The sequence below is a fragment of the Nostoc sp. C052 genome (assembly GCF_013393905.1).
GTDB lineage: Bacteria > Cyanobacteriota > Cyanobacteriia > Cyanobacteriales > Nostocaceae > Nostoc.
This window is the reverse complement of sequence record NZ_CP040272.1, coordinates 1,701,842-1,727,484: the sequence shown is the minus strand read 5'-3', so window position 1 is coordinate 1,727,484 and position 25,643 is coordinate 1,701,842. Positions and strand designations below refer to the sequence as shown.

The 25,643-nt window shown below is 42.2% G+C and carries 21 protein-coding genes; 13 read left to right on the top strand and 8 right to left on the bottom strand.

Annotation, left to right across the window (positions count from 1 at the left end; all coding sequences use genetic code 11):
* Nucleotides 1–59: 59 nt before the first annotated feature.
* Nucleotides 60–1,643: a calcium-binding protein gene (locus FD723_RS06905; RefSeq protein ID WP_179064656.1), complete on the bottom strand. Its 1,584-nt coding sequence runs from the start codon at nucleotides 1,641–1,643 to the stop codon at nucleotides 60–62.
* Between the two features lie 579 nt (nucleotides 1,644–2,222).
* Here FD723_RS06905 and FD723_RS06900 point away from each other — a divergent pair.
* On the top strand, nucleotides 2,223–3,242 hold the full coding sequence (locus FD723_RS06900; RefSeq protein WP_179064655.1) for a saccharopine dehydrogenase-like oxidoreductase: 1,020 nt from the start codon (nucleotides 2,223–2,225) through the stop codon (nucleotides 3,240–3,242).
* A gap of 141 nt (nucleotides 3,243–3,383) precedes the next feature.
* Nucleotides 3,384–4,337, top strand: coding sequence for an alpha/beta fold hydrolase (locus tag FD723_RS06895; RefSeq protein ID WP_179064654.1), 954 nt, complete (start codon nucleotides 3,384–3,386; stop codon nucleotides 4,335–4,337).
* A gap of 63 nt (nucleotides 4,338–4,400) precedes the next feature.
* Here the strand turns inward: FD723_RS06895 and FD723_RS06890 are convergent, their stop codons facing one another.
* On the bottom strand, nucleotides 4,401–4,766 hold the full coding sequence (locus FD723_RS06890; RefSeq protein ID WP_179064653.1) for a BON domain-containing protein: 366 nt from the start codon (nucleotides 4,764–4,766) through the stop codon (nucleotides 4,401–4,403).
* Between the two features lie 271 nt (nucleotides 4,767–5,037).
* Between FD723_RS06890 and ilvN the strand changes: the two genes are divergently transcribed.
* Both ilvN and FD723_RS06880 read left to right on the top strand, forming a co-directional pair.
* Nucleotides 5,038–5,556, top strand: coding sequence for an acetolactate synthase small subunit (gene ilvN, locus FD723_RS06885; protein WP_179064652.1), 519 nt, complete (start codon nucleotides 5,038–5,040; stop codon nucleotides 5,554–5,556).
* A 401-nt stretch (nucleotides 5,557–5,957) separates the two neighbouring features.
* Nucleotides 5,958–7,598 (top strand): metallophosphoesterase, encoded by a 1,641-nt coding sequence (locus FD723_RS06880; RefSeq protein ID WP_256875103.1) that lies wholly within the window; start codon nucleotides 5,958–5,960, stop codon nucleotides 7,596–7,598.
* A gap of 57 nt (nucleotides 7,599–7,655) precedes the next feature.
* Here FD723_RS06880 and FD723_RS06875 read toward each other — a convergent pair whose 3' ends face one another.
* The 3 genes from FD723_RS06875 to FD723_RS06865 form a co-directional block, all read right to left on the bottom strand.
* On the bottom strand, nucleotides 7,656–8,294 hold the full coding sequence (locus FD723_RS06875) for a 1-acyl-sn-glycerol-3-phosphate acyltransferase (RefSeq protein ID WP_179064650.1): 639 nt from the start codon (nucleotides 8,292–8,294) through the stop codon (nucleotides 7,656–7,658).
* A gap of 523 nt (nucleotides 8,295–8,817) precedes the next feature.
* The gene (locus tag FD723_RS06870) at nucleotides 8,818–10,809 is read right to left on the bottom strand and encodes an ATP-binding protein (protein WP_179064649.1); all 1,992 of its coding nucleotides are present in this window, start codon (nucleotides 10,807–10,809) and stop codon (nucleotides 8,818–8,820) included.
* Nucleotides 10,806–12,080: a DUF4255 domain-containing protein gene (locus FD723_RS06865; RefSeq protein WP_179064648.1), complete on the bottom strand. Its 1,275-nt coding sequence runs from the start codon at nucleotides 12,078–12,080 to the stop codon at nucleotides 10,806–10,808. Before FD723_RS06865 ends, FD723_RS06870 begins: the two co-directional genes overlap by 4 nt.
* A 172-nt stretch (nucleotides 12,081–12,252) precedes the next feature.
* Between FD723_RS06865 and FD723_RS06860 the strand changes: the two genes are divergently transcribed.
* Entirely contained in the window at nucleotides 12,253–12,444 is a 192-nt protein-coding gene (locus FD723_RS06860; protein WP_179064647.1) for a hypothetical protein, read from the top strand.
* A 66-nt stretch (nucleotides 12,445–12,510) separates the two neighbouring features.
* Here FD723_RS06860 and FD723_RS06855 read toward each other — a convergent pair whose 3' ends face one another.
* A complete protein-coding gene (locus tag FD723_RS06855; protein WP_179064646.1) occupies nucleotides 12,511–12,996 on the bottom strand; it encodes a molybdenum cofactor biosynthesis protein MoaE in 486 nt (161 codons plus the stop codon).
* 608 nt (nucleotides 12,997–13,604) lie between these two features.
* Here FD723_RS06855 and FD723_RS06850 point away from each other — a divergent pair.
* On the top strand, nucleotides 13,605–16,049 hold the full coding sequence (locus tag FD723_RS06850; RefSeq protein WP_179064645.1) for a PAS domain S-box protein: 2,445 nt from the start codon (nucleotides 13,605–13,607) through the stop codon (nucleotides 16,047–16,049).
* A gap of 146 nt (nucleotides 16,050–16,195) precedes the next feature.
* Here the strand turns inward: FD723_RS06850 and FD723_RS06845 are convergent, their stop codons facing one another.
* Nucleotides 16,196–16,612 (bottom strand): KTSC domain-containing protein, encoded by a 417-nt coding sequence (locus FD723_RS06845; RefSeq protein WP_179064644.1) that lies wholly within the window; start codon nucleotides 16,610–16,612, stop codon nucleotides 16,196–16,198.
* 273 nt (nucleotides 16,613–16,885) lie between these two features.
* On the opposite strand from FD723_RS06845, the gene FD723_RS06840 reads away from it, so the two are divergent.
* The gene (locus FD723_RS06840) at nucleotides 16,886–17,608 is read left to right on the top strand and encodes a 2OG-Fe(II) oxygenase (RefSeq protein ID WP_179064643.1); all 723 of its coding nucleotides are present in this window, start codon (nucleotides 16,886–16,888) and stop codon (nucleotides 17,606–17,608) included.
* A gap of 10 nt (nucleotides 17,609–17,618) precedes the next feature.
* Here the strand turns inward: FD723_RS06840 and FD723_RS06835 are convergent, their stop codons facing one another.
* A complete protein-coding gene (locus FD723_RS06835; RefSeq protein WP_179064642.1) occupies nucleotides 17,619–17,963 on the bottom strand; it encodes a hypothetical protein in 345 nt (114 codons plus the stop codon).
* A 107-nt stretch (nucleotides 17,964–18,070) separates the two neighbouring features.
* On the opposite strand from FD723_RS06835, the gene FD723_RS06830 reads away from it, so the two are divergent.
* The 6 genes from FD723_RS06830 to FD723_RS06805 all read left to right on the top strand — a co-directional run bounded on the left by FD723_RS06830 (nucleotide 18,071) and on the right by FD723_RS06805 (nucleotide 25,194).
* Nucleotides 18,071–18,826 (top strand): NTP transferase domain-containing protein, encoded by a 756-nt coding sequence (locus FD723_RS06830; RefSeq protein WP_179064641.1) that lies wholly within the window; start codon nucleotides 18,071–18,073, stop codon nucleotides 18,824–18,826.
* A 310-nt stretch (nucleotides 18,827–19,136) separates the two neighbouring features.
* Nucleotides 19,137–20,792, top strand: coding sequence for a phosphoenolpyruvate mutase (gene aepX, locus FD723_RS06825; protein WP_179064640.1), 1,656 nt, complete (start codon nucleotides 19,137–19,139; stop codon nucleotides 20,790–20,792).
* 231 nt (nucleotides 20,793–21,023) lie between these two features.
* Nucleotides 21,024–22,184 carry a phosphonopyruvate decarboxylase gene (aepY, locus tag FD723_RS06820; RefSeq protein WP_179064639.1) on the top strand — a complete coding sequence of 387 codons (1,161 nt, stop codon included), beginning with the start codon at nucleotides 21,024–21,026 and terminating at the stop codon, nucleotides 22,182–22,184.
* A 159-nt stretch (nucleotides 22,185–22,343) separates the two neighbouring features.
* Nucleotides 22,344–23,252: a transposase family protein gene (locus tag FD723_RS06815; RefSeq protein WP_179064638.1), complete on the top strand. Its 909-nt coding sequence runs from the start codon at nucleotides 22,344–22,346 to the stop codon at nucleotides 23,250–23,252.
* Nucleotides 23,253–23,435: 183 nt separating this feature from the next.
* The gene (locus tag FD723_RS06810) at nucleotides 23,436–24,506 is read left to right on the top strand and encodes a 2-aminoethylphosphonate aminotransferase (RefSeq protein ID WP_179064637.1); all 1,071 of its coding nucleotides are present in this window, start codon (nucleotides 23,436–23,438) and stop codon (nucleotides 24,504–24,506) included.
* 211 nt (nucleotides 24,507–24,717) lie between these two features.
* Nucleotides 24,718–25,194 (top strand): hypothetical protein, encoded by a 477-nt coding sequence (locus FD723_RS06805; protein ID WP_179064636.1) that lies wholly within the window; start codon nucleotides 24,718–24,720, stop codon nucleotides 25,192–25,194.
* The last annotated feature ends 449 nt before the right edge of the window (nucleotides 25,195–25,643 follow it).

The following is a 25,643-nucleotide window of genomic DNA, read 5'->3' as shown; positions in this document are numbered from 1 at the left end:
AAAGCTTTTCTACCAGGTATTATGCGATCGCCTTAATTTTGTACAATTGGCTCATCCAATTAGACTACAACGATATTGGTTGCGCTTAGTGACAGTCCAATACTGATTTGCGCGAATTGCACCTGAGAAAAGGCACTACCACTGCCATCTCGATCAAAGAATAGTGCGCCTGTATTATTGTCGAAAATAAATCGTTGAGCGATCGCAGTCGCAGTTGAACCGATGGTAAACTTACTAGCGGAGAGTGTCCCTATTGATAAAGAGCCGCCAAAACCAGCAGCCGATACCTGAATAACTTCATCAGTCGGGTTGAAATCAGCAAGGGTATCAATGCCTTCATTGTAATTATTGAACGCAAAAGTATCAGTGCCATCTCCCCCGTACAGAACATCATTGCCTTTTCCTCCACTCAGGAGATCGTTGCCATTATACCCATAGAGGACATCGCCACTATTACCCCCTACAATCTTGTCAGCGTAGGCTGTACCACTGATATTTAATTGTTGAATATTCTTGTAGCTAACTTGATTTGTGCCAGATGTAATCAAGCCTTGGTTAGTGGTTGCATTGAAAGTTGAGGTGATTCCTTGGGTAGTATAGTTACTGTAATTGACTTCCAAAAGATCGGAACCTGTACCCCCATTTACCGTTTGAGTCACCAAAACAGAAGAGGCGGTAGATGGGGCACTTAAATAGAAAGAATCATCGCCATTTCCACCATTCAGGGTGTTAGCACCTTTGGTTGAATATGCGTAAAAGGTATCGTTACCATCGCCTCCATTTACGATGTTATTGCCAGATGAGTAAGAAACATCGAGGTAATCATTACCTCCACCGCCACTAATCGTATCATTGCCAGAAGTACCCCCATTGAGTACATCTTCGCTATTGCCTCCCACAATATTGTCAGCGTAGGCTGTACCGGTAATATTGAATCGTTCAATATTGTTGTAGTTAACTCGACTCGTACCAGCTGTAATCGAGCCTTGGTTAGTGGTTGCATTGAAAGTCGAGGCGATTCCTTGGGTAGTGTAGTTACTGTAATTGACTTCCAAAAAATCCGAACCAGAACCCCCATTTACCGTTTGAGTCACTAAAACAGAAGGGGGAGTAGATGGCGCGCTCAAATAGAAAGAGTCATCGCCATCTCCCCCATTCAGGGTGTTAGCACCATTGACTCTATAGGCGTAAAATTTATCAGAACCAGTTCCGCCAAAAACAGTATTTTTGCCAAAACTATCCTGAATCGAAATTTCATCATTTCCGGTATCCCCGTAGAGGGTGTTATTTCCTGAAGAATTAGAAACATCTAAATAATCATTCTCGCTTCCGCCCTTGAGGATATTATTGCCAGTGGTAGCTGTAGCATAAATTTGATCGCTTTCAGAACCGCCGTCTAAAAGGTTATTTCCTGAAGAATTAGAAACATCTAAATAATCATCCCCACTTCCACCCTTGAGGGTATTATTGCCAGTGGTAGCTGTAGCATAAAGTCTATCGCTCTCAGAGTCGCCGTCTAAGAGGTTTTTGCCAGAAAAATTGCTAATATTGAGGATATCATCGCCCCCGAAGCCATAAAGGCTGTCACCGCCGCCAAAGCCATAGAGGCTGTCATTAGCGTTAGTACCGTTGATAATTGTCATAACTTCTATCTACCTAAATCAATTTTTGAGAAACTTGAGATATTAACTATGCGGTCATTGCTGTTTTAAGGCACAAGAAATTAGCCGAAATTTAGCGCTTTCGGTATAGTTTATGCCGACCTAAAAACACTGTTTTTTCAGTGTTTTTCAGCTTTTTACTGGCTGATAAGCATTATTCAGCTAACCTGCTACATACGAGCATTAGTTAATTTCATTACTATAGTGTCTGTTTATTTAAGTGTCACTACTTGGAATAGCATTTTCCATACTTCACTTACTTGTCTATGTTTTATATTTTTTTGAATAAATTTTTACGTATTATTACTAATATCAAGACTAATTGTAAAAGTAAGATGTACTCTTGCAACACCGATTAAATAAGCCTTAAGGTGATGTCTGGGTTGGGCTAAAAGCGATCGCTAACAAATAAATATCTGCAATATCAGGTCAAAGAACCCAGGATAATGAATCATAATTAATCTCTATAGCTTTGATTTATCAGCCATCAGCCACCAGTTACAAGCCGGAAGCTGAGATGCTGAATACTTAAGGCTTTTGATTCAACTTAACGAATTGACTATGAATTCTGAAAAAATCAAAAATTCTCTAAATATTTCGCCAGCGATACGTGTGGGAGTACTGGGTTTCGGCGGACTCGGACAAGCGGCCGCCAAGGTACTTGCTGGCAAACGAGAAATGATTTTAGTCGCAGCAGCAGACCAAAAAGGTTACGCTTACGCTGCTGAAGGTTTAAATACTGAAAAATCCGTTGCAACCTATCAAGCCCAAGGTTCGGTGGGTTATTTAGAGCCAATTGGTACATTAACAAATCAAAGTATTCAGGATTTAATCGAAATAGCTGAAATAGATGGGTATTTTTTGGCTTTACCCAACCTGCCAAATGACTTTATTCCCAATGTCGCTAAGGAATTTATCAAATCTGGTTGGCGTGGGGTACTAGTAGATGCAATTAAACGCACCACTGCTGTAGAACAACTCCTCGCCATGAAAGAGGAACTAGAAGCTGCTGGAATTACCTACATGACAGGATGTGGTGCTACACCTGGACTGTTAACAGCAGCAGCAGCTTTAGCCGCTCAAAGCTACGCCGAAATTCATCAAGTTGAAATTACCTTTGGGGTAGGAATTGCGAACTGGGAAGCTTACCGCGCCACCGTTCGGGAAGATATCGGCCACATGCCTGGTTATACAGTGGAAACTGCTAGAGCGATGACTGATGCCGAAGTAGAAGCACTACTAGATAAAACTAATGGCGTGCTTACCTTGACAAATATGGAACACGCTGATGATGTGATGTTAGAAGTAGCGGGGATAGTGGGGCGCGATCGCGTTACAGTTGGTGGTGTCGTCGATACCCGCAATCCCAAAAAGCCCCTCAGCACCAATGTGAAGGTAACAGGACGTACCTTTGAAGGCAAGATTTCCACCCATACCTTTACTCTGGGAGATGAAACCAGCATGGCAGCAAATGTCTGCGGCCCTGCCTTCGGCTATCTCAAAGCTGGCAGACAATTGCACCAACGCGGCATCTATGGAATATTCACCGCCGCCGAAATTATGCCGCAATTTGTTAGATAAATAGGGAATGGGGACTGGGAAAGAAGCAAGGGAGCAGGGGAGCAACGGAGAAGAGTTTTCCCCTCTGCCTCTTCTCAATACCCAATGCCCATTACCCAATTCTTATAATAGAATTTCAGTGCTAATAAATCGGAGGTAAGTGTGACCACTACGGTACATTGGCAGGAACGGGTTGGTAATCAAAGAGATTGGATTTGGCGGGGCTGGCAAACCCGCTACACTTACATTCGTCCTAGCCAAAATCACCACAATACAACACCTCTAATTCTGTTACATGGCTTTGGCGCTTCCATTGGCCATTGGCGACATAATTTAGAGGTTTTGGGTGAACATCACACGGTTTACGCCATCGATATGTTGGGTTTTGGCGCTTCTGAAAAAGCCGCAGCTAATTACAGCATCGAATTCTGGGTTGAGCAAGTTTACGATTTCTGGAAAACATTTATCCTTCAACCAGCGATATTAATAGGCAATTCTAATGGTTCACTGATTTCGATGGCCGCGGCCGCAGCCCACCCCGATATGGTGATGGGTATGGTAATGATGAGTTTACCCGACCCTTCATTAGAACAAGAAGCAATTCCTCCTGTGTTGCGCCCACTCGTCACAGCAATTAAAAATGTTGTTGCTTCGCCGTTGATACTTAAACCTGTATTTAACTTCGTGCGCCGTCCTGGGGTGCTGCGTCGCTGGGCTAGTATCGCCTACGCTAATCCAGAGGCGATTACTGATGAACTCATTGAAATTCTAGCAGGGCCTCCCCAAGATCGGGGTTCTGCGAGGGCGTTTAGTGCTTTATTTAAAGCTGCGATCGGAATTAATTTTAGTCCCAGTGTCAAGACAGTATTACCAACCTTAACAATTCCCATGCTTTTAATTTGGGGACAAAAAGACCGATTTGTTCCGCCAGCCCTAGCTAACCAGTTCGCCCAATATAACGAGAAATTGGAAGTGCTGAATCTGGAGGATGTCGGGCATTGTCCCCATGATGAATGTCCAGAACTAGTTAACCAAGCGATTTTAGATTGGATTGAGAAATGGGTTGGCGTAGGCGAAGACCGCCGCAGGCATCGCCAACCATTGGTTATTCCTTAAATGTTATGGTTATTGCAATGGGTGCGTAGGCGTAGCCCGCCGTAGGCATCGCATCAGCAGTACTTACTCAATCGTCGCTTGGTTCGTGTCAACATCTGTAGCACCATTCACTGAACGCGCCACAGAAACCATTTTGTTAAGAATTTCTTGACTGGGGACTTTACCTTTCAACACCACAGTACTACCCGTTTGAGCCACCCAAAGAGTATTAACGTCGTCAAGTTGAGCGTCTTCATCAAATGCCAACGCTACCCGTTTTGCTAAACCACTTTGGTCATATTCTCCGCTTAATCCTAGACGTTCTGGGGGTATCGATTGCGTAGCAGTAGCAACGTCACTACTAGGAGCTTGCACTACAGCCTGTGGAGCCGGGTTTACTTCTGCATTTTCAGGTTTTTCCATTCCAAACAATCTTTGTAACCAACCCATAAAACTTTTCTCCTTAATTTAGAGGCTTATCAAGCCTGAGTATAAAAGCTTTACAAAAATGCCGCATCTGCCAATGAAAAGATATACATTCAATGAAATTCTTGCTTGCAGTATGATTTCTAGACAATTTTTCGATTGAGAATGCAATGAGTGCATCTCTTAAGTTTACAATAGGAGGTCGCACTAAATTTTTAGTGCGGTAGTAGGTCTAGCGTTGCCTTTTGCTAGTGTCTGCGTTACTCAATTCCTGCTCTAGCCTCTGTTGGCGAAGATGAAACATACCCTTTCAGTTCTCGTAGAAGATGAGGCGGGTGTTCTTTCCCGCATTTCTGGTTTATTTGCGCGTCGCGGCTTTAATATTGAAAGCCTTGCTGTTGGCCCTGCTGAACAAGGAGGAGTCTCTCGAATTACAATGGTTGTCCCTGGTGACGATCGCATTATCGAGCAGCTCACCAAGCAACTGTACAAATTAGTCAATGTGTTGAAAGTCCAGGATATTACCGAAATTCCTTGTGTCGAGCGGGAATTGATGCTTTTGAAGGTGAATGCTAGTACCAGCAATCGCTCAGAAGTCATTGAACTGTCTCAAATTTTCCGGGCGCGAGTCGTGGATGTGGCAGAAGATTCTCTCACCTTAGAAGTTGTGGGAGATCCAGGTAAAATGGTAGCGATCGTGCAAGTGTTGCAAAAATTTGGTTTGAAAGAAATCGCCCGCACTGGCAAAATTGCCCTAACTCGTGAGTCGGGCGTCAATACCGAGTTACTCAAATCTTTGGAAGCAAAGGTTTAGTTGGGAATTTAAGTCAAGGCTCAGAAATACTCAACAGCAAGCGCATAAATTAAACACAGCAGAAGTCATAGTAGCAGTTGTTACTGTGACTTTCTGCTTGGATAAGCCCAAAACCCTGATGTATAGACGCGATTTATCACGTCTTCAAAGACCAATAACCCTTAATCCAAGCATATTGCCTTAAAGACGACCAAAAAATTGAAGGGGGCAGAAGGTTTTACAATTCGTGTGAGATTAAAGGCTAATCAATGAAATTGTATTCAGTAAGTTAATACCCGAAAAAATTTGGTATGTTACTCATGCTCAGACGTACAAGCAGCCGTAAAATATCCTCAGTGGTTATGCTTGTGCTTGTTATATGCTTTACTCTGATAAGTGTGCGTTCATTTGGGCAAACAATTATGACATCAGCACCCCAACTGCTCACCGATCCATTTTTGCAACTGCCAACTGAAAACTCAGTGCGAGTAGTCTGGTTTACTGAGTTTGCTGGTGTTAATCACACAGTCTTCTATGGAGAAAATCTCAAACAAACTGCTAAGGCAAATATTACCAAACTCAGTCGCACGCGCGAAGACCAAAAGTCAAGAGTTGCTAACCAAACCAAAGACAGCCAAATCAATCAAAAACCCATCCAGCGTGATATTTGGCGACATGAAGCTGAGGTAACTGGGTTAACTCCTGGTTTACGGGTAAACTATCGCGTTACAAGTGTGCGAGAAGATGGCGAGAGCATTAACAGTGATGTTTTTACCCTTACAGCTACTCCCAAACCCGATACGCCACTCAAAATTTTACTCACCTCAGATCATCAATTAAAGCCCATGACCTCTGCAAATCTGCAAAAGGTGGTAGAAACAGTTGGCAGAGTTGATGGGGTGTGGTTTGCTGGTGATTTGGTTAATGTCAGCGATCGCGCCTCAGAATGGTTTGATGATAGTAGTGGTGGTGCATTGTTTCCCGGTTTACAAGGTCGTGCTACTTATGACATGACTCACAATGGTGTTAAGACAACCTATGTTGGTGGACAAATAATTCAACACGCACCCATGTTTACTTGCATTGGCAATCATGAGGTGATGGGGCGCTTTGCCAGAACAGAAAGTTTAGATAGTGAATTTGATGATACAATTCCTCGTGTTGTCGCTCAAAAAATCTACCAGGATAAATCTTTAATAGATAATTCTTTTAATACTAATACCTACGAAGAGATTTTCTCTTTACCAAAAAGTAAAGAGGGTGGAAAAAAGTATTATGCAGTCAGCTTTGGTGATGTGCGTTTGGTGGTACTCTACATTACGAATATGTGGCGGACTCCCAGCTTAGATGTCAAGCGTAGGGGTAGATATCAAGAAGCCGAAAAAGACTTAAATAATCCTGAAAATTGGGGCTATGGACAACTGATTTATGAGCCAATTGTTAAAGGCAGTAAACAGTACAATTGGCTGGAGGCAGAACTCAACAGCGCAGAGTTTAAACAAGCGAAATACAAAGTTGTGATGTTCCATCATCCACCCCACACATTAGGCGATAATATAGTTCCTGCTTATACAGAACCAGTACAAATAATTGAACGGGATGGTAATAATATCAAAGCAGTCCGTTACGAATATCCCAAAGACGCAGATTATATTATTCGTGATGTTGTCCCAATACTTGAAGCCGCTAATGTACAATTAGTATTTTATGGGCATTCCCATTTGTGGAATCGCTTTGTTAGTCAAAGTGGAATGCACTTTCTAGAAACATCTAATGTGGGTAATACTTACGGTGCTGCCTGGGGTGACAGAAAACGAGAAGTACCAATTGGATATCAAGAGGATTATGTTAAGGTTGGCGATCCCAATGGATTAGAACCGATAGTGCCAACAATTGCCCCCTTGCTAGGCGAAGATGGAAAGCCGATACCTTATATTGCAAGTAATGATATTACAGTTTTCAGTATCTTTGATACGGGGACAGGTACGATAAGTAGTTATCGTTTTGATACTCGCAAACCTAATTCAGAAGTATTGAAGTTTGATGAATTTAAATTGAACTGAATCAAAAGACCATTAAGGAATGTAGATTAAATGAGCGATCGCTTAATTTGCCTAAATTCAACGTCCTAAATCATGCATTTCGTTAATTACTGTCGCACACTTTTGTGTCAACGCTTCTAATTCTTCTTTATTTGTGGAACTGGGAGCATCAATCAAGTTTCCAATTCTCACAGTGATGGTAACTGCGCGAGGGATTTTCGAGCCTTTGTCTAAAATACCCTCAGTACCCCAAACACTCACCGGCAATATTGGGGCTTTTGCTTTCGCCGCCAGCAGCAGCGCACCTCTTTTCGGGTCTGTAATCCGACCATCTGGGGTACGAGTACCTTGCAAGAAAACACCGACAGCCCAACCGTTATCGAGATATTCTAGGGCAGAACGGATGGCATTGCGATCGGCATTTCCCCGACTCACTGGGTAAGCGCCATACAATTTAATCGCTTGCGCCAAAATGGGAATACTAAATAACTCTTCTTTAGCCATATACGCCACTGGACGACGTACACAATTAGAGACAATTGGTGGGTCAAAGTAACTCGCGTGATTACTCACTACCACTAGCGGCCCTGATTGGGGGACATTTTCCGTACCATAAATTTGGCCCCGAAAGTAAGCGTGAAACATGGGGCTGACGACTGACCATTTAAAGGCGTGGTAAAGTGCCAGACTGATAAACGGTTCGCGGTTTCTGTCCACAGAAGATAATGCAAATCAAACTCAACTTAGCATAAGCGATCGCAAGCCCCAGAGCAAATGCAAAATTGAAGGAATGGGAAGTATTCAGGAGTACTGAGTGCTGAGTAACTCCATAGATAAATCTAGGGGATTGAAGTAAGGACACATTACAGCAGTTCTCATGTATTTGAACCACATCTGTCGTAAGGGCACAGCATTGCTCGTTGGTGTCTACTTTTACCAAAAATAGCTTAACTGTTGGCTTCGTCGCCCGCCAGGGAATAAATTCTCTGGCTAATAGCTTAAGTCTACTGAAGTAGACTGGAGATTTTGAGTCATCTGAAGATGACTTTATCTATGAGATGGGAATTTCAATTCCCGGCGGACAAGCGGTTTCACGTTAAGTTGACACCAATGAGCAATGCTGTGCCCCTACCGCGTGGTCTATTTACCTGAAAATAGCTGTAAATATACGCTACGCATCCGCTTTGCTCCATTCGCAATGACATTGTGTAATTAATTCTGTCTGGATTACTTAGAATCCTTACGTCCATCCTCCAATTTCTGCCTCAGTTAAAGGCTTCTCTAACTTACTATATTCTGTCTGAGCAGCCCGCAATATGTGTTTCATCTGCACTGCTTCTCCAGCATCGGCAGCGAGGAAAGCTGCATTTAAGGCGATGTTACGGATATTTCCCCCAGCGACATTGAGCCGTGCTAGTTGCAGAGCATCTAAACCTGTGGTTGGTGTATCATCTGGGAAAACGCGTCGCCAAATTTCGGCTCGTTGTGTTGTGTCGGGGAAGGGAAACTGGACTACGAAACGAATCCGCCGCAAAAATGCTGTATCAATTGCACTTTTCAAGTTGGTAGTCAGGACTGCTAAACCTGGGTAACTTTCCATCCGTTGCAATAGGTAGCTAACTTCTATATTGGCATAGCGATCGCGGGCATCTTTAACTTCACTCCGTTTACCAAATAAAGCGTCAGCTTCATCAAATAACAAAATCACCCCGCCTTGTTCTGCGGCATCAAATACCCGGCGCAAATTCTTCTCTGTCTCGCCAATATATTTGCTGACTACCGATGATAGGTCAATACGATAAAGATCGAGGCGTAATTTATGAGCCAGCACTTCTGCCCCCAAAGTTTTACCAGTGCCGCTACTACCTGCAAATAGAGCGCTGATTCCCAATCCTCTAGCACTCTTGGCCCCAAAACCCCAATTGTGATATACAGTACTACGTTGGCGCACATGAGCCGCAATGTCGCGAAGAATTTGTTTCTGTGCCTCTGGTAATACTAAGTCTTCCCAATCACCAGATGGCTCAATTCGTTGGGCAAGTTCATCCAAGCGTGGACGTGCTTGCACACGGCAGGCATCCCATAAAATATCACCAATATTGGTTTCTGGCGTTTGTGCTAACTGGCCTGCGGCTTCTGCACAAGCAGCGCGAATGGTTGCAGCACTTAGGTTAAACTGCTCCACTAGGGTTTTAACTTGCCCGTTCATTGTTGGTGCAATCCCATTTAGCGCATCTTGCCAAACTGCACCTTGTTCTTTGCTAGTTGGTTGATGTACATCAAAAGTAACTACTAGGCGTTGTGATAAACCTATGGGTTCCCGACTTGTAACTATTAAAAAGCCTTTTATGCGTTCAATGAAATGAGCGATCGCATTTAGCCGCGCTATATCATTAGTATCCAGTTCGTTACAATCTATGAGTAGGGCACTATTACTTAAAATCGTCTCGCGAGTCCACAGGCGGATAAGATTATCCAACTCGCCAGGTGCTAAAGGAATGGCTTGTGCAGCCATTACCCAGAGATTTAAACCATGAAGCTGAGAAATTTTGGTGGCAATGGCACGTTTACTAGTAGTTTCTTTACTACATAACTGGACAATTGGCAAGCTATTAACCTTGGAAGCTTGTGACCAAATTGCTGCGACTCGCTCTGCTAAATCTTGGTGCGAAGGTACTAAATCACTAGCTTCTGGTAATGGTTCAATGATGCCAGCCAAGCGTTCGTCAAGATATTGAATGCCCGTGAGATAATGTAAAATTCGTTCGTCAATTCTTAGGGGACTGAGAGTCAGGGCATGACCATCGCCAATTTGAATTAATCGCCAATGGCGTAAGGGAGCATTTGGTGCGATCGCATCCCAGTGGACATCGGGTAAAGCTGCCAGAGCTAAACCCAAAGTTGGGTAAGCTCGTTGCGAATCCCCGTGGATTATAGCACATAATTTAGCAAAATCTCCATTTAATTCCATGCCTGCACACAACAGCAACAAATCACATTCAAAGGATGAGAGGTTAAACATTTTGCCTACTCTCTCCAATGCCGATGGTGCAGGCATTGCAGCAGCAGCTTCCTGTAAAGCTTGCTGTAAAAGCCCTTGGTTTTTCTGTGGAGCTTGATTTTGCTCTTTTGCCGTGTGATTTTCTAAAATACCACGCACCACAGCTATGGCTGCTGATAGATAGCAGTAGTTTGCCTCATCCCAATTGCGATTAATTGTTGTAGCATTCATAAAATAGTTACCTGTGGCGAATCATAAGCCCCAGACAGATTTTTGTGCAGTGGACTTTGGGCGCCGTCTACCTGCACCTGGACAATATAAGTTCCTGGCTTGACATTTTTGATCGGAATAGTAATTGTCTCAGTATCTTCAGGGCGTGATGGCACGAAGAAAGAGTAAGCAGATGGAGTATTATCTGACACTTCATTGAGTAGCAAAACTACTCGCTGTGCTTTACCTACCTTGGGCTGGAATTTAACGTTAATTTCCGCTGTGCGTAAATTGTCGCCACTATTTTCCACTTGGTTGACGAATGCTGTAATTGTTGGATGGAGGACAAAAGCCGCAACGTTTGATTCAACGAGATGATCCATTTGCCCCCCATTGCCCATTGTCAGGTGTACGATTTGAACACCCTGCACACTTGGGTACAAATCTAGCGGAACTAACAAGCTGATTTGGGTTTCTTTAACTTCTTGAGGTACTAGTAATGTCTCCGTATTACCCAAACGAACTCGTGTGATTTCACCACGTAACCGTTTACCGCGAATTACTAGTGTTGTACCTGCAACAATCATTTGCTCGGTCTTTGCCGGAGACATCACTTGCTCTATAATCGGCTGAGACAAGGGCATTATGTAAAAACCTTCGGGGTTGTTAGATTTGCTACTCTCAATCAATACCATTGATGCCAGATAGTTAGCTGAAGGTCGATAGTGCGTTTGTAAAGCAGACCATAACTTAGAAGTTTCTTCCATGTTAAAAAACTCTGGAGTCAGTTTGATCTGTCCAATTTGTTCAGCTAAATCGGATACAGACACATTTGCTACAGCTTGCGAAAAAGCACTTGAAGTATTGGTTGTGGATGCATTTATCAAAGTATTTTCAATAATATCAGATGTGATAGCTGGTGTTTTGTGTAATAACTGCATTGCGTAGCCCAGTAAAAGCTCCGCCTGAAAATCCTTAGCTCCGTATGCTGTTAGCAAATAATGGAGGTCAAGCGCTAATGGTGGAGTTGAAGAAAACGGGTTTCCATTAATACGTGAGTGCTTGCTCCGAAATTCTTGAGATACCCAATCGACATTGCGATTCTGTGTCACTTGATAGAGAAATAGGTTGAGTTGAGCGCGCTCATCAGCTTCAACTGAAATTCGATCAGGTGGTAGGGCCGTTACAATCACATCACCAACACTAGCAGCAATCGGATCGCTGACTAAACCATTTTCCAGCAAGACTTTTAGTACTGCTGTCACGGCGGCTATAGAGAGCATATTACTCATCCTCATTCCTCATGGCAATAGCACATACTAATCATGTACGCCAGGGTACATTGACAGAATATATTTTGCAAAACTTTAAATATTATGTAGTGAAGATTGGGGACTAAGTAGGTGGTTTATTTACACCGTGTTGTACTAGGGCAAGTGTTTGAGCGCTACGCCAATTCTTTCGATGTCTATTGCTAAATGCGATCGCAATCTATTCGCAACTTTTCCATCCCCGTTAGGGGAAGTTTATGAAAAAGAATCCGGTTCCAACTCTAGCTCCAACTGTTTAATGGGTAGGGCAGGTATATTGCTACCCTTTTCTCTCCGACAAACCGGACAAGCCAGTTATCAAGCATCCGACTTTAGCAAATCCTAGAGTTTTATCAATATTTTTTCAAAATCCTTAATATTTATGAGCGAAAATGTCGGTAAATTAGGAATCTTAACAATTTTCTTCTGATGTTTCACACGCAGCAATACTCACCCAGCGACTAGAACCATCTTGCCAATGTTCTTTCTTCCATATAGGCGCATTGTGTTTGAGCGTATCAATAGCATATTGACAAGCTTCAAACGCTTCACTCCGATGGGGACAACCCACTGCAACTAAAACGCTGATTTCTCCAACTCGCAAACGTCCAACGCGATGATGAATCGCGACTCGATTCACATCAGACATAGATAAGCGAATATCAGCAGCAATTTGATAAAATATCCGCAATGCCATCGGTTCATAAGCTTGATACTCTAGAGCAATCACAGGTTTACCATCGGTTTGATTGCGTACCATGCCACTCATCACAACCACAGCACCATTGGCTGGATCGTCAGATTTGCTGTAAATTTCTTCAAGAGATAATGGTGCAAAGGTAATGGCAAAACTATCTTCGGCTCTTGGTTTAACAGCAGAGGCAAGTGTGATTGTCATAACAGCTTTGATATTGTATGGGCTTTTTATATTGTCTCTGAAAAAAGCTTTGATGGTCTATGTTTAGTGGCTTTTGTTAATGCTTGTGGGCAAAAGCAGATTTTTGCATTTGATAAATTTTGTTGCACATCAGGATAGCAATTAAAGGTTAAAATTCTCTTTCCATAGTAAAAATAATTTTATTTGTCAGCAAAAAATTATCATGACCCAAATCTTCTAAAATCCATTTAAAATAACCAAACTTTACTATTATTGCCTTTAAGTCATATTACTATAATTAAAGTAATCAAGTTATCTGCTTGTTAAATTATTTAAATAATCAGATAAGTAAGTCGGCATAATAAAACCAAACTGTGTGAAGAAAAGTAAACAAGGTTCAAACCCTTTCTCACCCTGCTCCCTGCCCCCTGCTCCCTGCCTTATCCCAACAATAATTATTTACGCCGACTTACTTAGTAATTTGATTGGGCTATCAAGTGCAGTCAAGGCTGAATTGCCTACAGAAGTGTGACATTGATGACAATTCTCACCTACAGAAAGCGCTATAAATCTACGTTTCTTATTAATACGAGGCAAGTGGTCATTCGGCAATAGTTAGGAAAAATTTAATGACATCTTTCGTGTGTAACAAAGAATCAGCAAGGCTTGAGGCTCTGTATCAGTACCAGATTCTCGACACTCCACCAGAAGAAGCATTCGACGATCTAGCGTTTTTAGCCGCACAGATTTTTAACACACCGATCGCCTTGGTTAATTTAATTGACGCTAACCGTCAGTGGTTCAAAGCCAAGGTGGGGTTAGATATACCAGAAATGCCACTAAATAAGGGGTTCTGCCCGATTTGTCTGAAAAGTGGCGAAGTTTTGATTATTCCTGACACCTTGACTGATGAACGATTTGCGACAAATCCCCTAGTTACCTCTGCTGAATTTGCTGTGAGATTTTATGCTGGCGTACCTTTGTTAGCATCGGGAGGAGAAGCGATCGGGACTCTGTGTGTAGTCGATCGCGTACCACACCAAATTAGTCTGCAACAGGTGGAAGCACTGCAAACTCTGAGCCGTATGGTAGTTAGACAACTAGAGAATCGGCGGAACTTAGTTGAACTAGCAAGCATAAAACAGGAATACAAGCAGGTACAAGAAGCATTACACCATAGCGAATCTATTTTTGGCAGTTTCTTTAACAGTTCACCAATGATGATGGGAATTGCCGAGTTAGTAGATAATGACATCCTGCATATTTCGGATAACCCCGCCACAGCAAAATTCTTTGGACTCACGCCAGAAGCAATGCAAAATCGGCTAGCGCGAGACATGGGTGCAACAGATTGGCGCATATCTCAATGGATACATTATTACCGTCAAGCAGAACGCACTCAATCACCCGTCAAGTTTGAATATTCTGACAATACTTCCCAAGGACAAACATGGGTATCAGCCACAGTTGCAACAATTACAGCAAATTCTGGTAGCCGTCCGCAATTCGTGTATATAGCTGAGGATATTACAGAACGCAAACAAATAGAACAAAAAATCTGCGAACAAGCAGCATTACTGGATATTGTTAGTGATGCAATTGTTGTGCAAGATTTGTCCAACAAAATTTTATTATGGAACAAAAATGCTGAAAAACTTTATGCCTGGAAGTCAGAAGAAGTTATAGGTAAGCAGTTCAATGAACTTTTCTCTACTGAACCTTTGGCGCAACACTTAGAAATTTATCAGACTGTCTTAAAGAATGGCTTTTGGCAAGGTGAGTTACGCAAAACTAGCAAATCGGGCAAGAAACTTATCGTTGAAAGTCGCTGGATGCTAATCAAGGATGAATATTTTCAAGCCAAATCAATTCTCGCCGTTGATACTGATATTACCCAGAATAAGCAACTGGAAAAGCAAGTTTTACGTACTCAACGTATGGAAAGTATCGGCACTCTTGCTAGTGGTATTGCTCACGATTTAAATAATGTATTGTCACCAATTTTAATGTCAGTGCATTTGCTTAAAGCTAAAAACCACGATCAACAGATTAGTCAGATGCTCTCAATCATAGAAAGCAATGCCAAACGTGGTGCTGATTTGGTCAAGCAAGTGCTGTCATTTGCTAGGGGAATTGAAGGCGATATCCAAGGACAAATCCTTACGCCTCAGCACACTGTACTGCAAGTCAAACACCTGATTTCAGAAATGCAGCAAATTATCTTACAAACATTTCCTAAATCAATCGCAGTACACACAGAAATTCAGGAGGATTTGTTACCTATTTGTGCTGATAGTACCCAACTGCATCAAGTACTAATTAATTTGTGTCTTAATGCGCGGGATGCCATGCTTACAGGTGGAACTTTAACAATATCTGCTGAGAATATTTGGATTGATGAAATTTATGCGAGTATGCATATAGGGGCTACAGTTGGTGCTTACATTGTCCTGACAGTTGTTGATACTGGATCTGGAATTAATCAAGAAATCTTAGATAAAATCTTTGAGCCATTTTTTACCACAAAAGAGTTGGGGAAAGGTACAGGGCTGGGGTTATCAACAGTAATGAAAATTATTAAGGAACATGATGGTTTTATTACTGTATCAAGTTGTGTAGGCAAAGGTACAAAATTTCAGGTGTATTTGCCAGCAGTTAATCAAGTTCCAATCCAATCGTTACAAGATATAGAAATCCCGGCGGGAGCGGGAGAATGCATTTTGGTTGTAGATGATGAAACTGCCATTCAGGAAATTACTAAAACATCTTTAGAAAATTATAATTACACAGCAATAACTGCTAGTGATGGCATGGAAGCATTAGCAATTTATGCCCAGCATAAAGAGAAAATTAGTGCGGCAATTATTGATATGATGATGTCCAAGATGGATGGAGCAACTACCATTCGCACATTGCAACGCCTAAATCCGCTATTGCCGATTATTGCTGTTAGTGGACTGGCAACAAGCGAGCAAGTCCCAATTGATAAAACGGCTGAATATACAGCCTTTTTACCTAAACCTTATACAACGCAAGAATTATTGAAAACTTTACATGCAGTTATTAGCCATTAGTAGGTAGGCATAAATAAATCTAACTATGTAACGAAAAGTAAAAGCGTTGAAAACCTTGCGATTGCTTCACTCCACTTCGTTACATACCCTGCGGGAAGGCTTACGCCAACGCAATGACATAGTTATAAATTTTCTCACCCACCTACTTAATCTGCACAATCTAGACGATCGCAATCATATCTACCTTTAATCTCTTGATTGAAAAAGCTGCCAATGGAGTCAGAGGAGTGTAAATCTTCCCAAGTATCTTCGTCTACGCCTAAGTATTGATAAACAGCGCCACTTTGAAACTCAACTTGCAAAATCTGTTCGTTGCGATCGTAGCCTACAGCCATAGCCATTGAGGAGACGACTGGTAGCATCAAAATTGGTTCTTCTTCAAAAGGTAATGCAGTTGTTTCGGCGATCGCTTCGTTGAGTTCTTGCAATCCTTCATAAGCCTGTATTGGCGCTGGAATTTCCAAAAACTCTAATTCGTCGCCTCGATCGAGCAACAACTGCAAATATCCATCAGAGTGAGCGATCGCTACTAAACTGCTCAAATCTACCTTAGATAGCTTCATTTATTTTGCGCTCTCCTATTGGCGTAGTCGGGAGTGTTAAAGTTTTATACAATACTTAAGTGCTTTAATAGTACAAATATACTATTAAAGTATTTTGCTGTCAAGTTTTTTTCACCAAACGAGAATTGTATCTGTGTTATGGACTGGGTGGGTAAGATACCCACCCCACAAGAGTTAATTGGATATTTTTTGGAAGTCCCTTAGTCCGTGCGTAAGTCCTGAGAGAGAATGGTATGTTTGTTTTTGCAAGCTTGTATTAAAATCAAATGATCGATGGAGCTTCAAACTGAAATTGATAAAGCGATCGCAGCTGTTGATTACCAGAAACTTCAAGCTGAGTTTCAAGCACAGAATGAATTGTTGGTGATTGAGAACTTTCTCCCGAAATCCATCATTGAGCAGTTTTTGGCACTGTTGCCGTCTTTGCAACCTGCTATCAACCGCAACTATATTCCCAATCATAAAAAGGGCGGTAGTATCAGCCGCTATAGTTTAGATAGCCTAGCTCCAATTTTCGGGGAGTTTTATCAACTCAGTGCCTTTTTTGACTTCCTCAACCAAATTACAGCAGAAAAACTTCTTCCCTGTCCTGATGCCGATCCCCATACTTACGCACTGTATTATTACACTGAGCCGGGGGATCATATCCAGTATCATTACGATACCTCTTATTATCGCGGGAAACGCTATACAGTGTTGCTTGGTTTAGTTGATAATTCATCCAGTAAGCTGGAATATCAACTCTACAAAGATATTCCTGAACGGGAAACGCAAAAGCGATCGCTCTCTTTAACTCCTGGTACTCTAGTTTTATTCAATGGTGATAAGCTTTACCACAGAGTTACTCCTTTGGGTGACAATGAACAGCGCATTGTCTTGACTTTGGAGTACGTCACCGACACCCGTATGGGTATGCTAAAACGTTTTGTCTCAAATATGAAAGATGCGATCGCTTATTTCGGGTTTCGCCAAGTGTTTCGCACTTCAGGTAAATAATATCTGGCTTCTACCTGTATTCTCCAATCACCTCGATTTTACCGACAATGTTGCTGTTTAACTCTTCTAGTTCTTCGGCTGGAATCCACCACTCTGTATGATATGAAGCCCCGACTTGATGAACTTCATACTTATCCATGAAAATTTTTCTAACCTCAAACCGTGTCACATAACCCACACCACTGTCCCGAATATTCCATTTAGTCGCAATTTCCTGGGCATACTGCTCGTTTGTCACTGGGTAAAAAATTGGCTGTTCAGGTAGTCTCGGCGGCCATTTGGTGTAGTCGCTTTGTTTAACTAGTTCTAGCTCTTTTGGGCCTGTGGGGCGATACAGAGTTATTGTTTCTTCCATGTTAAGAATTAATTAACAAATATTGTCTTGAGCAAAAAACAGTCATTATGAAATACTGGGGAAATTTTTAGATTTCCTGGTGTCATAGCTTTGTTGGTGACTTGACGATGAAGGCAATTATATTAGCTGCTGGTGTTGGACGACGCTTAGGTAAAGACGGGCAAATCCAACCCAAATGCTTACTGAAATTTAACGGCAAATCTCTATTAGAGCGCCATTTGAACTATCTCCGTCATTACCAGATTAACCAAGTGGTAATTGCTGTAGGTTATCAAGCACAAAGAATTCAGGATGAAATCAAAGTATTAGGAGCCGAAAATTGGGTCAGTACAGTTTATAATCCTGATTATACTAAAGGCAGTGTAATCAGCCTTTGGACTGTACGTCAGCATTTAGCTGCTGGCGATGAGATATTATTAATGGATGCAGATGTGTTGTGCGATCGCCGCATCATTGAACGACTGGTAAAGACAAATATCCCCAACAGCTTCTTACTGGATCGGGATTTTGAACCGGGAGATGAACCAGTAAAGCTTTGTGTTAAAGATAATTATCTAGTAGAGTTTCGCAAACAAGTAGCTCTTGGTTTGGTTTATGATTTGATTGGCGAGTCAGTGGGATTCTTTCGGTTTGGAAGTGCTGCTGCTCAACGTCTTGCTAATCGAACAGAAAAGTATGTTGCAGACGGACGAGATAATGAACCTTATGAAGAAGTAATTCGGGATCTATTGTTAGAAACTCCAGAAGAATTTGGCTATGAAGACATAACTGGATTACCTTGGCTAGAAATCGATTTTCCCCAGGATATTCAACGTGCCCAAAATGAGATTTTACCTCAGATAGAAGTAGTAGAAAATGTCTGAAAGTATATTTAATACAGCAGTTTTTATGTATTTGAACCATGTTAGGGGCACAGCAATGCTCATTGGTGTCAACTTAAGCTGAAACTCCTTTAAAACCTCGTTTCCAGCCCAGGCTGGAAATGCTACTCCTGGTGGCTCTGCCGCCAGTAAGGGAGGCGGAGCCTCAACGACGGGCATTCCCAGTCGGAGACTGGGAACGAGACAAACGAGACAATTGGTCAACACGAAAGTTGCAGGTTTGAATCTCCCATCTTTTTAATTCTGAATTCTGAGTTCTTCTTTAATTTATAGGTTGAAAAAAGCAGAATCAATGCATCAAATATTTGCACCCATTGACACCGCTGCAAACTTAAATAAATGTGCCCAATTACGGTTATTACTAGAATCGCCTCAACTCGACTTCATTATGGAAGCTCACAACGGGATTAGCGCCCGAATTGTTGAAGAGGCTGGATTTAAAGGAATTTGGGCGAGTGGACTAGCCCTTTCGGCTCAATATGGCGTTCGAGATAATAATGAAGCCAGTTGGACTCAAGTTGTCGAGATGCTAGAGTTCATGTCTGATGTCACCAGCATCCCGATATTATTAGACGGAGATACTGGTTATGGCAACTTTAATAACATGCGTCGCCTTGTCAAAAAATTAGAACAGCGAGGTATTGCTGGAGTTTGTATTGAAGATAAGCTTTTTCCCAAAACCAATAGTTTCATCAACGGGAGTCGCCAAGCTTTGGCTGATATTGATGAATTTTGCGGCAAAATTAAGGCGGGTAAAGATAGTCAAACAGACCCAGATTTTTGCATCGTCGCCCGACTGGAAGCTTTGATTGCTGGGTGGGATCTTTCGGAGGCATTGCGCCGAGCTGAAGCTTACCACGCAGCCGGAGCAAACGCCATTCTCATTCACAGTAAATCATCGCGTCCTGACCAAGTGCTAGCCTTTGCCAAAGAATGGGCGGGTCGTTCTCCCTTAGTGATTATACCGACTAAATATTACAGCACCGCTACTGATGTTTTTCGCAAAGCGGAAGTTAATTTAGTCATCTGGGCAAACCATCTGATTCGAGCTGCTGTTGCTAGTATGCAGGCGATCGCGCGTGAAGTGAAAGCCAGCGAAACTTTAATCAACATTGAAGATGATATCGCTCCCGTAAAAGAAATTTTCCGGCTACAGGGGGCGGATGAACTCATAGAAGCTGAAAAACGCTACTTTAACAACGGACGACAACATACTCAAGCGATCGTTTTGGCTGCTAGCAGAGGACAAGAGTTAGCAGGTTTGACGCAAGATAAACCCAAAGTCATGTTACCCCTTGGAGGTAAACCACTGCTTAGATTGTTGGTGGACAAATTCAAGAAACTTGCCATCAATGATATTACCGTTGTCGCGGGTTACAAAGCAGAAACTATTAACGTTCCGGGGACTAAAGTCATCCGCAACCCAGATTATGAAACAACGGGAGAATTAGCATCCTTAGCTTGCGCTCAAGCCAGCTTTGGCGAAGAAATGTTAGTACTTTACGGCGATTTACTATTTAGAAGCTACATTCTGCGAGATTTATTAGAATGTCCCGGAGAGATTGTTGCTGTAGTTGATTCTGTAGCAAACAGTAAGTCTGTTAGTGGTTCACCTGACTACGCCTATTGCTCAATTCCAGACGATCTTTCTCTCTTTGGACAGGATGTCAACCTGTTGGACATTTCTAAAACAACACACACCAAATTAGGAAAATCTAGCGGACGCTGGATTGGGATGTTGCGCTTGCGGAGTCAAGGTAGACAGTGGGTAAGTGAAGCACTCAATGAACTGCAAAAACGACCGGAATTCAACAGTTTGGGTTTGCCAGAATTATGCAATTATTTAATCGAGCAAGGGAAACCGATCAAGGTGCTTTATATTCGCGGTAACTGGTTAGATGTTAATTCTTTAGATGATCTTGACCTTGCTTTTCAATTGAAACAATAGAGTATTGGGCATTGGAAATTGTGAGGTTGAAGTAAGGGAACTCCAAGAAATAAATTATCCAATATTGTGGGGTGGGCAACATGAGCGCCCAGTCTATAGGGCGGGCGAGACGCCCACCCCACAAGAGTTAATTGAATATTTTTTTATTTGGAAGTCCCTAATAATTTTTCTTCTCAACTCCCCAATCCCCATTCCCCAGTCCCCAATCCCCATTCCCCATCCCCCTTAATTATGATCCAGGCAGAAGAATTTGTAGAAGCTGCGCGTAATCTTGGCTTTGGGTGGTACACTGGCGTACCCTGTTCTTTTCTCACGCCTTTTATTAACTACGTTATTAATGACGTTCAACTTAAATACATCTGTGCAGCCAATGAGGGAGATGCTGTAGCGATCGCAGCTGGAGCCGCAATTGCTGGTAAACCTGCTGTGGTAATGATGCAAAACTCTGGTTTGGGAAATGCAGTTAACCCGCTAACCTCCCTTACTTATATCTTTCGGATTCCACTGCTGCTGATTTGTACCCTGCGGGGCGATCGCAATTTACAAGATGAACCGCAACATGAATTAATGGGGCAAATTACAGAAAAATTGCTGCAAACAATGACTATACCTTGGGAATTTTTTCCCACAGATGCAGCAGAAATAGAACCCGTTCTGCAAAGAGCCACAGCCTATATGCAGCAAGAACGCCGTCCTTATGCTCTAATTATGCGTAAGGGAACAATTGCCCCCCATGCGCTCACCCGTTCTTCTATCCCAGAACGAGAAAATAGTAATAGCGTTCATATTCAGCAAAGCTTTTTCCGCGATCGCAAAGAACAACGCATTTCTCGCAGCGAAGCATTAGCTAGGATTGTGGAACTGATTGATGCCAAAAATACTGTAGTAATTGCCACCACTGGTTACACAGGACGCGAACTATTTGCCAGCAAAGACAGCGCCAATCATCTTTATATGGTTGGGTCGATGGGTTGCGCTTCCTCAATGGCATTGGGATTATCTTTAGCACGTCCAGACCTCAAGGTAGTGGTCATTGATGGCGATGGGGCAGCATTAATGCGAATGGGTAATTTTGCTACCATCGGCACTTATGGCGGTGCTAACTTGACCCATATTCTTTTAGATAACGAAGTCCACGATTCCACAGGCGCACAAGCCACCGTCTCTGCGGGTATTTCCTTTGCCAGAATTGCCGAAGCCTGCGGTTACGGCGTTACATTAGCTGGAGATGACCCAGCCCTTTTAGATGCCTTATTTACCGCAGATGCTAACAATAGACCTAAATTCGCTCATTTAAAAATCCGTCCTGGAACTTTAGAAAAGCTACCCAGACCGAACCTTACCCCGGAAGAAGTTTTACAACGCTTCATGAAACACATTGGTAATTCGTAATTCGTCATTAATAAATTCAAAGTAGAAACTCTTTATTTATTAATGACCAATGACCAATAACCAATGACTAATGACTAATGACTAATGACTAATAGACTTATCCTTAATATAAACAAAGTGGGATAATAAAAAACGGAGTAAAAATTATATGTAGATAATATGACAAACCCTTTAGCAAGAATTGAATCACATCCCCACGAAGCAAAACGATTAATAGGGATTAATTATGACCAGTTTTTAGCATTGGTATCCTTAGCGGAAAAAAGGCATAGAGAGAAACAAGCAGAAATTGAAAAAAATAAAGTTCGGATTATTGCCAAGGGAGGCGGACGCAAACCAGAGATGTCACCGAAAGAAGGAATATGCTTGTGTCTAGTTTACCTCAGACAAAAACCAATTTTTGAAATTTTAGGGTTACTCTTTGATATTTCCAAAACAAAAGCGAATGATGCTTTTAACTATTGGGTAGATATTTTGAGAGAAATTTTACCAGCATCTCAAATAGAAGAAGCGTCAGTAGATAGTCAAAAATATCAAGAATTGCAGCAAATGCTGTCCGAGTATGAATTAATTGTTGATAGTGCAGAACAGGCTACAGCGAGACCTGTAGACTATCAAGAACAAAAAAGATATTACTCTGGTAAGAAAAAAATGCATACTCTAAAAAACCAGTTTATTGTCTTACCAGGTGGTGAAGATATTGTAGATATCTGTGTGGGAATGCTGGGAAAAACAAGTGATATTAATTTATTTCGAGATACTCGGAATAAATTTGCTGACTCACAAAGGTTTATAGGTGATAAGGCCTATATTGGAGATGATGCCATTACCACACCTCATAAGAAACGAAAGAATACAGAAATTTCGGAATTCCAAAAACAAGAGAATAAACAACTTTCGTCTCGCAGAATTGCCGTTGAACACATGATATGTCGGGTAAAAATATTTCGAGTAGCCTCGGAAAAATTCCGTCTCGCTCGTCATCGATATAGTCAGGTAATTCTGGCAGTTTGTGGGCTGATTAGGTTAAGACTTAATCGCTTAGTATCCTTAACCATTAATACTTAATTTTTTATCCTGAAATTGATTTCATCGTTTTGTACTTTTTACTCTAATTTTAATTTTTTGTCTCAGAATGCCGCCAAACACCTATTTTCTCGTAGAGTAAGATAGCGATCGCCTATTCAATCTGAATTGCTCAAACCCATTCACAGTAAGCATTTACATTTTGCGGATAAGTCTAATGAAAAAATGATTTTACTAAATCCCGGCCCCGTTAATTTGAGCGATCGCGTCAGAAATGCCCTGTTGCGACCCGATTTGTGTCACCGTGAGGTGGAATTTTCCCAACTTCAAAGCAGAATCCGCGAACAATTACTGCAAGTTTATGGTCTTGGGAGCGACTGGGCAGCAGTTCTCCTCACTGGTTCTGGTACAGCTGCGATGGAAGCGATGATCAGCAGTTTAGTACCCACAGACGGGAAATTACTAGTAATTGAAAACGGTGTATATGGCGAACGACTATCTAAAATCGCCAAAATCCACGGCATTAATTACATCACACTTTCCCATCCTTGGGATGCTGAAATAGATATCAACGCTTTAATCAAACTCTTGGATGAAAACACCGACATCACCCACCTCGCTGTCGTCCATCACGAAACTACTACCGGTCGCTTAAATAATTTGGCGGAACTTGCGCCAATTTGCCAAGAACGCCACATCAAACTGTTAGTGGATGCAGTCAGCAGCTTTGGTGCTGAAGAACTAAATTTTGCAGATTGGGGAATCACCGCTTGCGCTGCGACAGCGAATAAATGTCTGCATGGCGTTCCAGGAGTGTCCTTTGTGATCCTGCGACGGGATGCACTGCCGTCAGTAGACACAATCCCCCGCACCTTATATTTAGATTTAGCAACCTATTACCAGCAGCAAGAACGAGGCGGCACACCTTTTACGCAATCAGTACAAACATTTTACGCCTTAACAGAAGCTTTGCAAGAAATGGCAGAAGCAGGGGGTTGGCGTGCCAGATACAGCCATTACAACCAACTTGCCAGCTTAGTCAGAGATGGGTTAGCCTCAATTGGAATTAAACCCCTACTTCCTCTTGGCAGTTCATCCGTTGTTTTGAATGCCTACTACTTGCCAGAAGGTTTTAGCTATGAGGAATTTCACGATCAACTGAAAGCACAGGACTATATCATTTATTCTGGACAGGGAAATTTAGCTCAATCAATCTTTCGAGTCTCGACAATGGGAGCTATTACCCACGTTGATATGGAACGCTTTATTGCTGTTGTTAAGGAAATTATTCGGTAAACTGACTTTTCACTTCAGAAACCTAACCTCCAGCCCCTTCCCTGCTAGCGTTGGGAAGCAAGAATCTTTCGGGGAGAGAAATGGAGGTGGGGTTCCAAAAATAAGTTGCACATCGCGTTAAAGACCGTGAAAAGTCAGGTTGACGTTGACATGTGCGATCGCATTTACCAGTGGGAATCATAACAAACAGATTTACCTGAGTAAATAAACAATGGCTTACCAAAACATTACAGGCTCCCTTACCCCAGCAGATATCCAAGAAATTAAAGCAGCCTTTGCGACTATCGAAGCAAAGTTGCCTTTTCTGGTGACTCTGAGTGTAGAAGAACGACGCAAGTTATTTAAGATGGGCGATAAAAGCCTAGCTTTTGTCAACACTAGCCTGACTGCTGCCCAATCTAACCGAGATATTTTACCAGCCAGCTTTGATGTAGATGAATTTGTGCGGGATTATCAACTAGCCACCACTCTCAGCGAACTTCTGATTGGACTGCGACAACTGACAGAACAAGTAGATGATACCTTAATGGCTGTCGGTAGTGAGACAATGAGCAGCAGTTTGACAGTTTACGATTACGTCAAGACTGCTGCTAAGAAAACTCCAGGGTTAAAAACTATTGCCGAACAGTTAGGGGAACGGTTTAAAGCTATTAAAAGTAAACCTGCTAAAACTGCTTCTGGTTCATAAACTTTAAACTTCGCGGGAGAGTCTTTAGGGATTTCCAACAAATAAATTATTCAATCTTGTGGGGCGGGCAACATGAGCGCCTTTGGCTATGGGCGGGTGAGACACCCACCCCACAAGAATTATTTGAGTATTTTTTTATTTGAAAGTTCTTTAATACTCGTGAATGAGTCTTTGATACTCGTGAGCGAGTCTTTAATACTCGCGGGAGAGTCTTTGATACTCGTCGGCGAGTCTTTAATACTCGTGAGTGAGTCTTTGATACTCGTCGGCGAGTCTTTGATACTCGTAGATGAGTCTTTTATACTCATGAGCGAGTCTTTTATACTCGTGGATGAGTCTTTGATACTTGTGAGCGAGTCTTTTATACTCGCGGATGAGTCTTTGATACTCGTGAGCGAGTCTTTTATACTCATGAGCAAAGATCAACATCAAATCTGTTCTCTTACTCT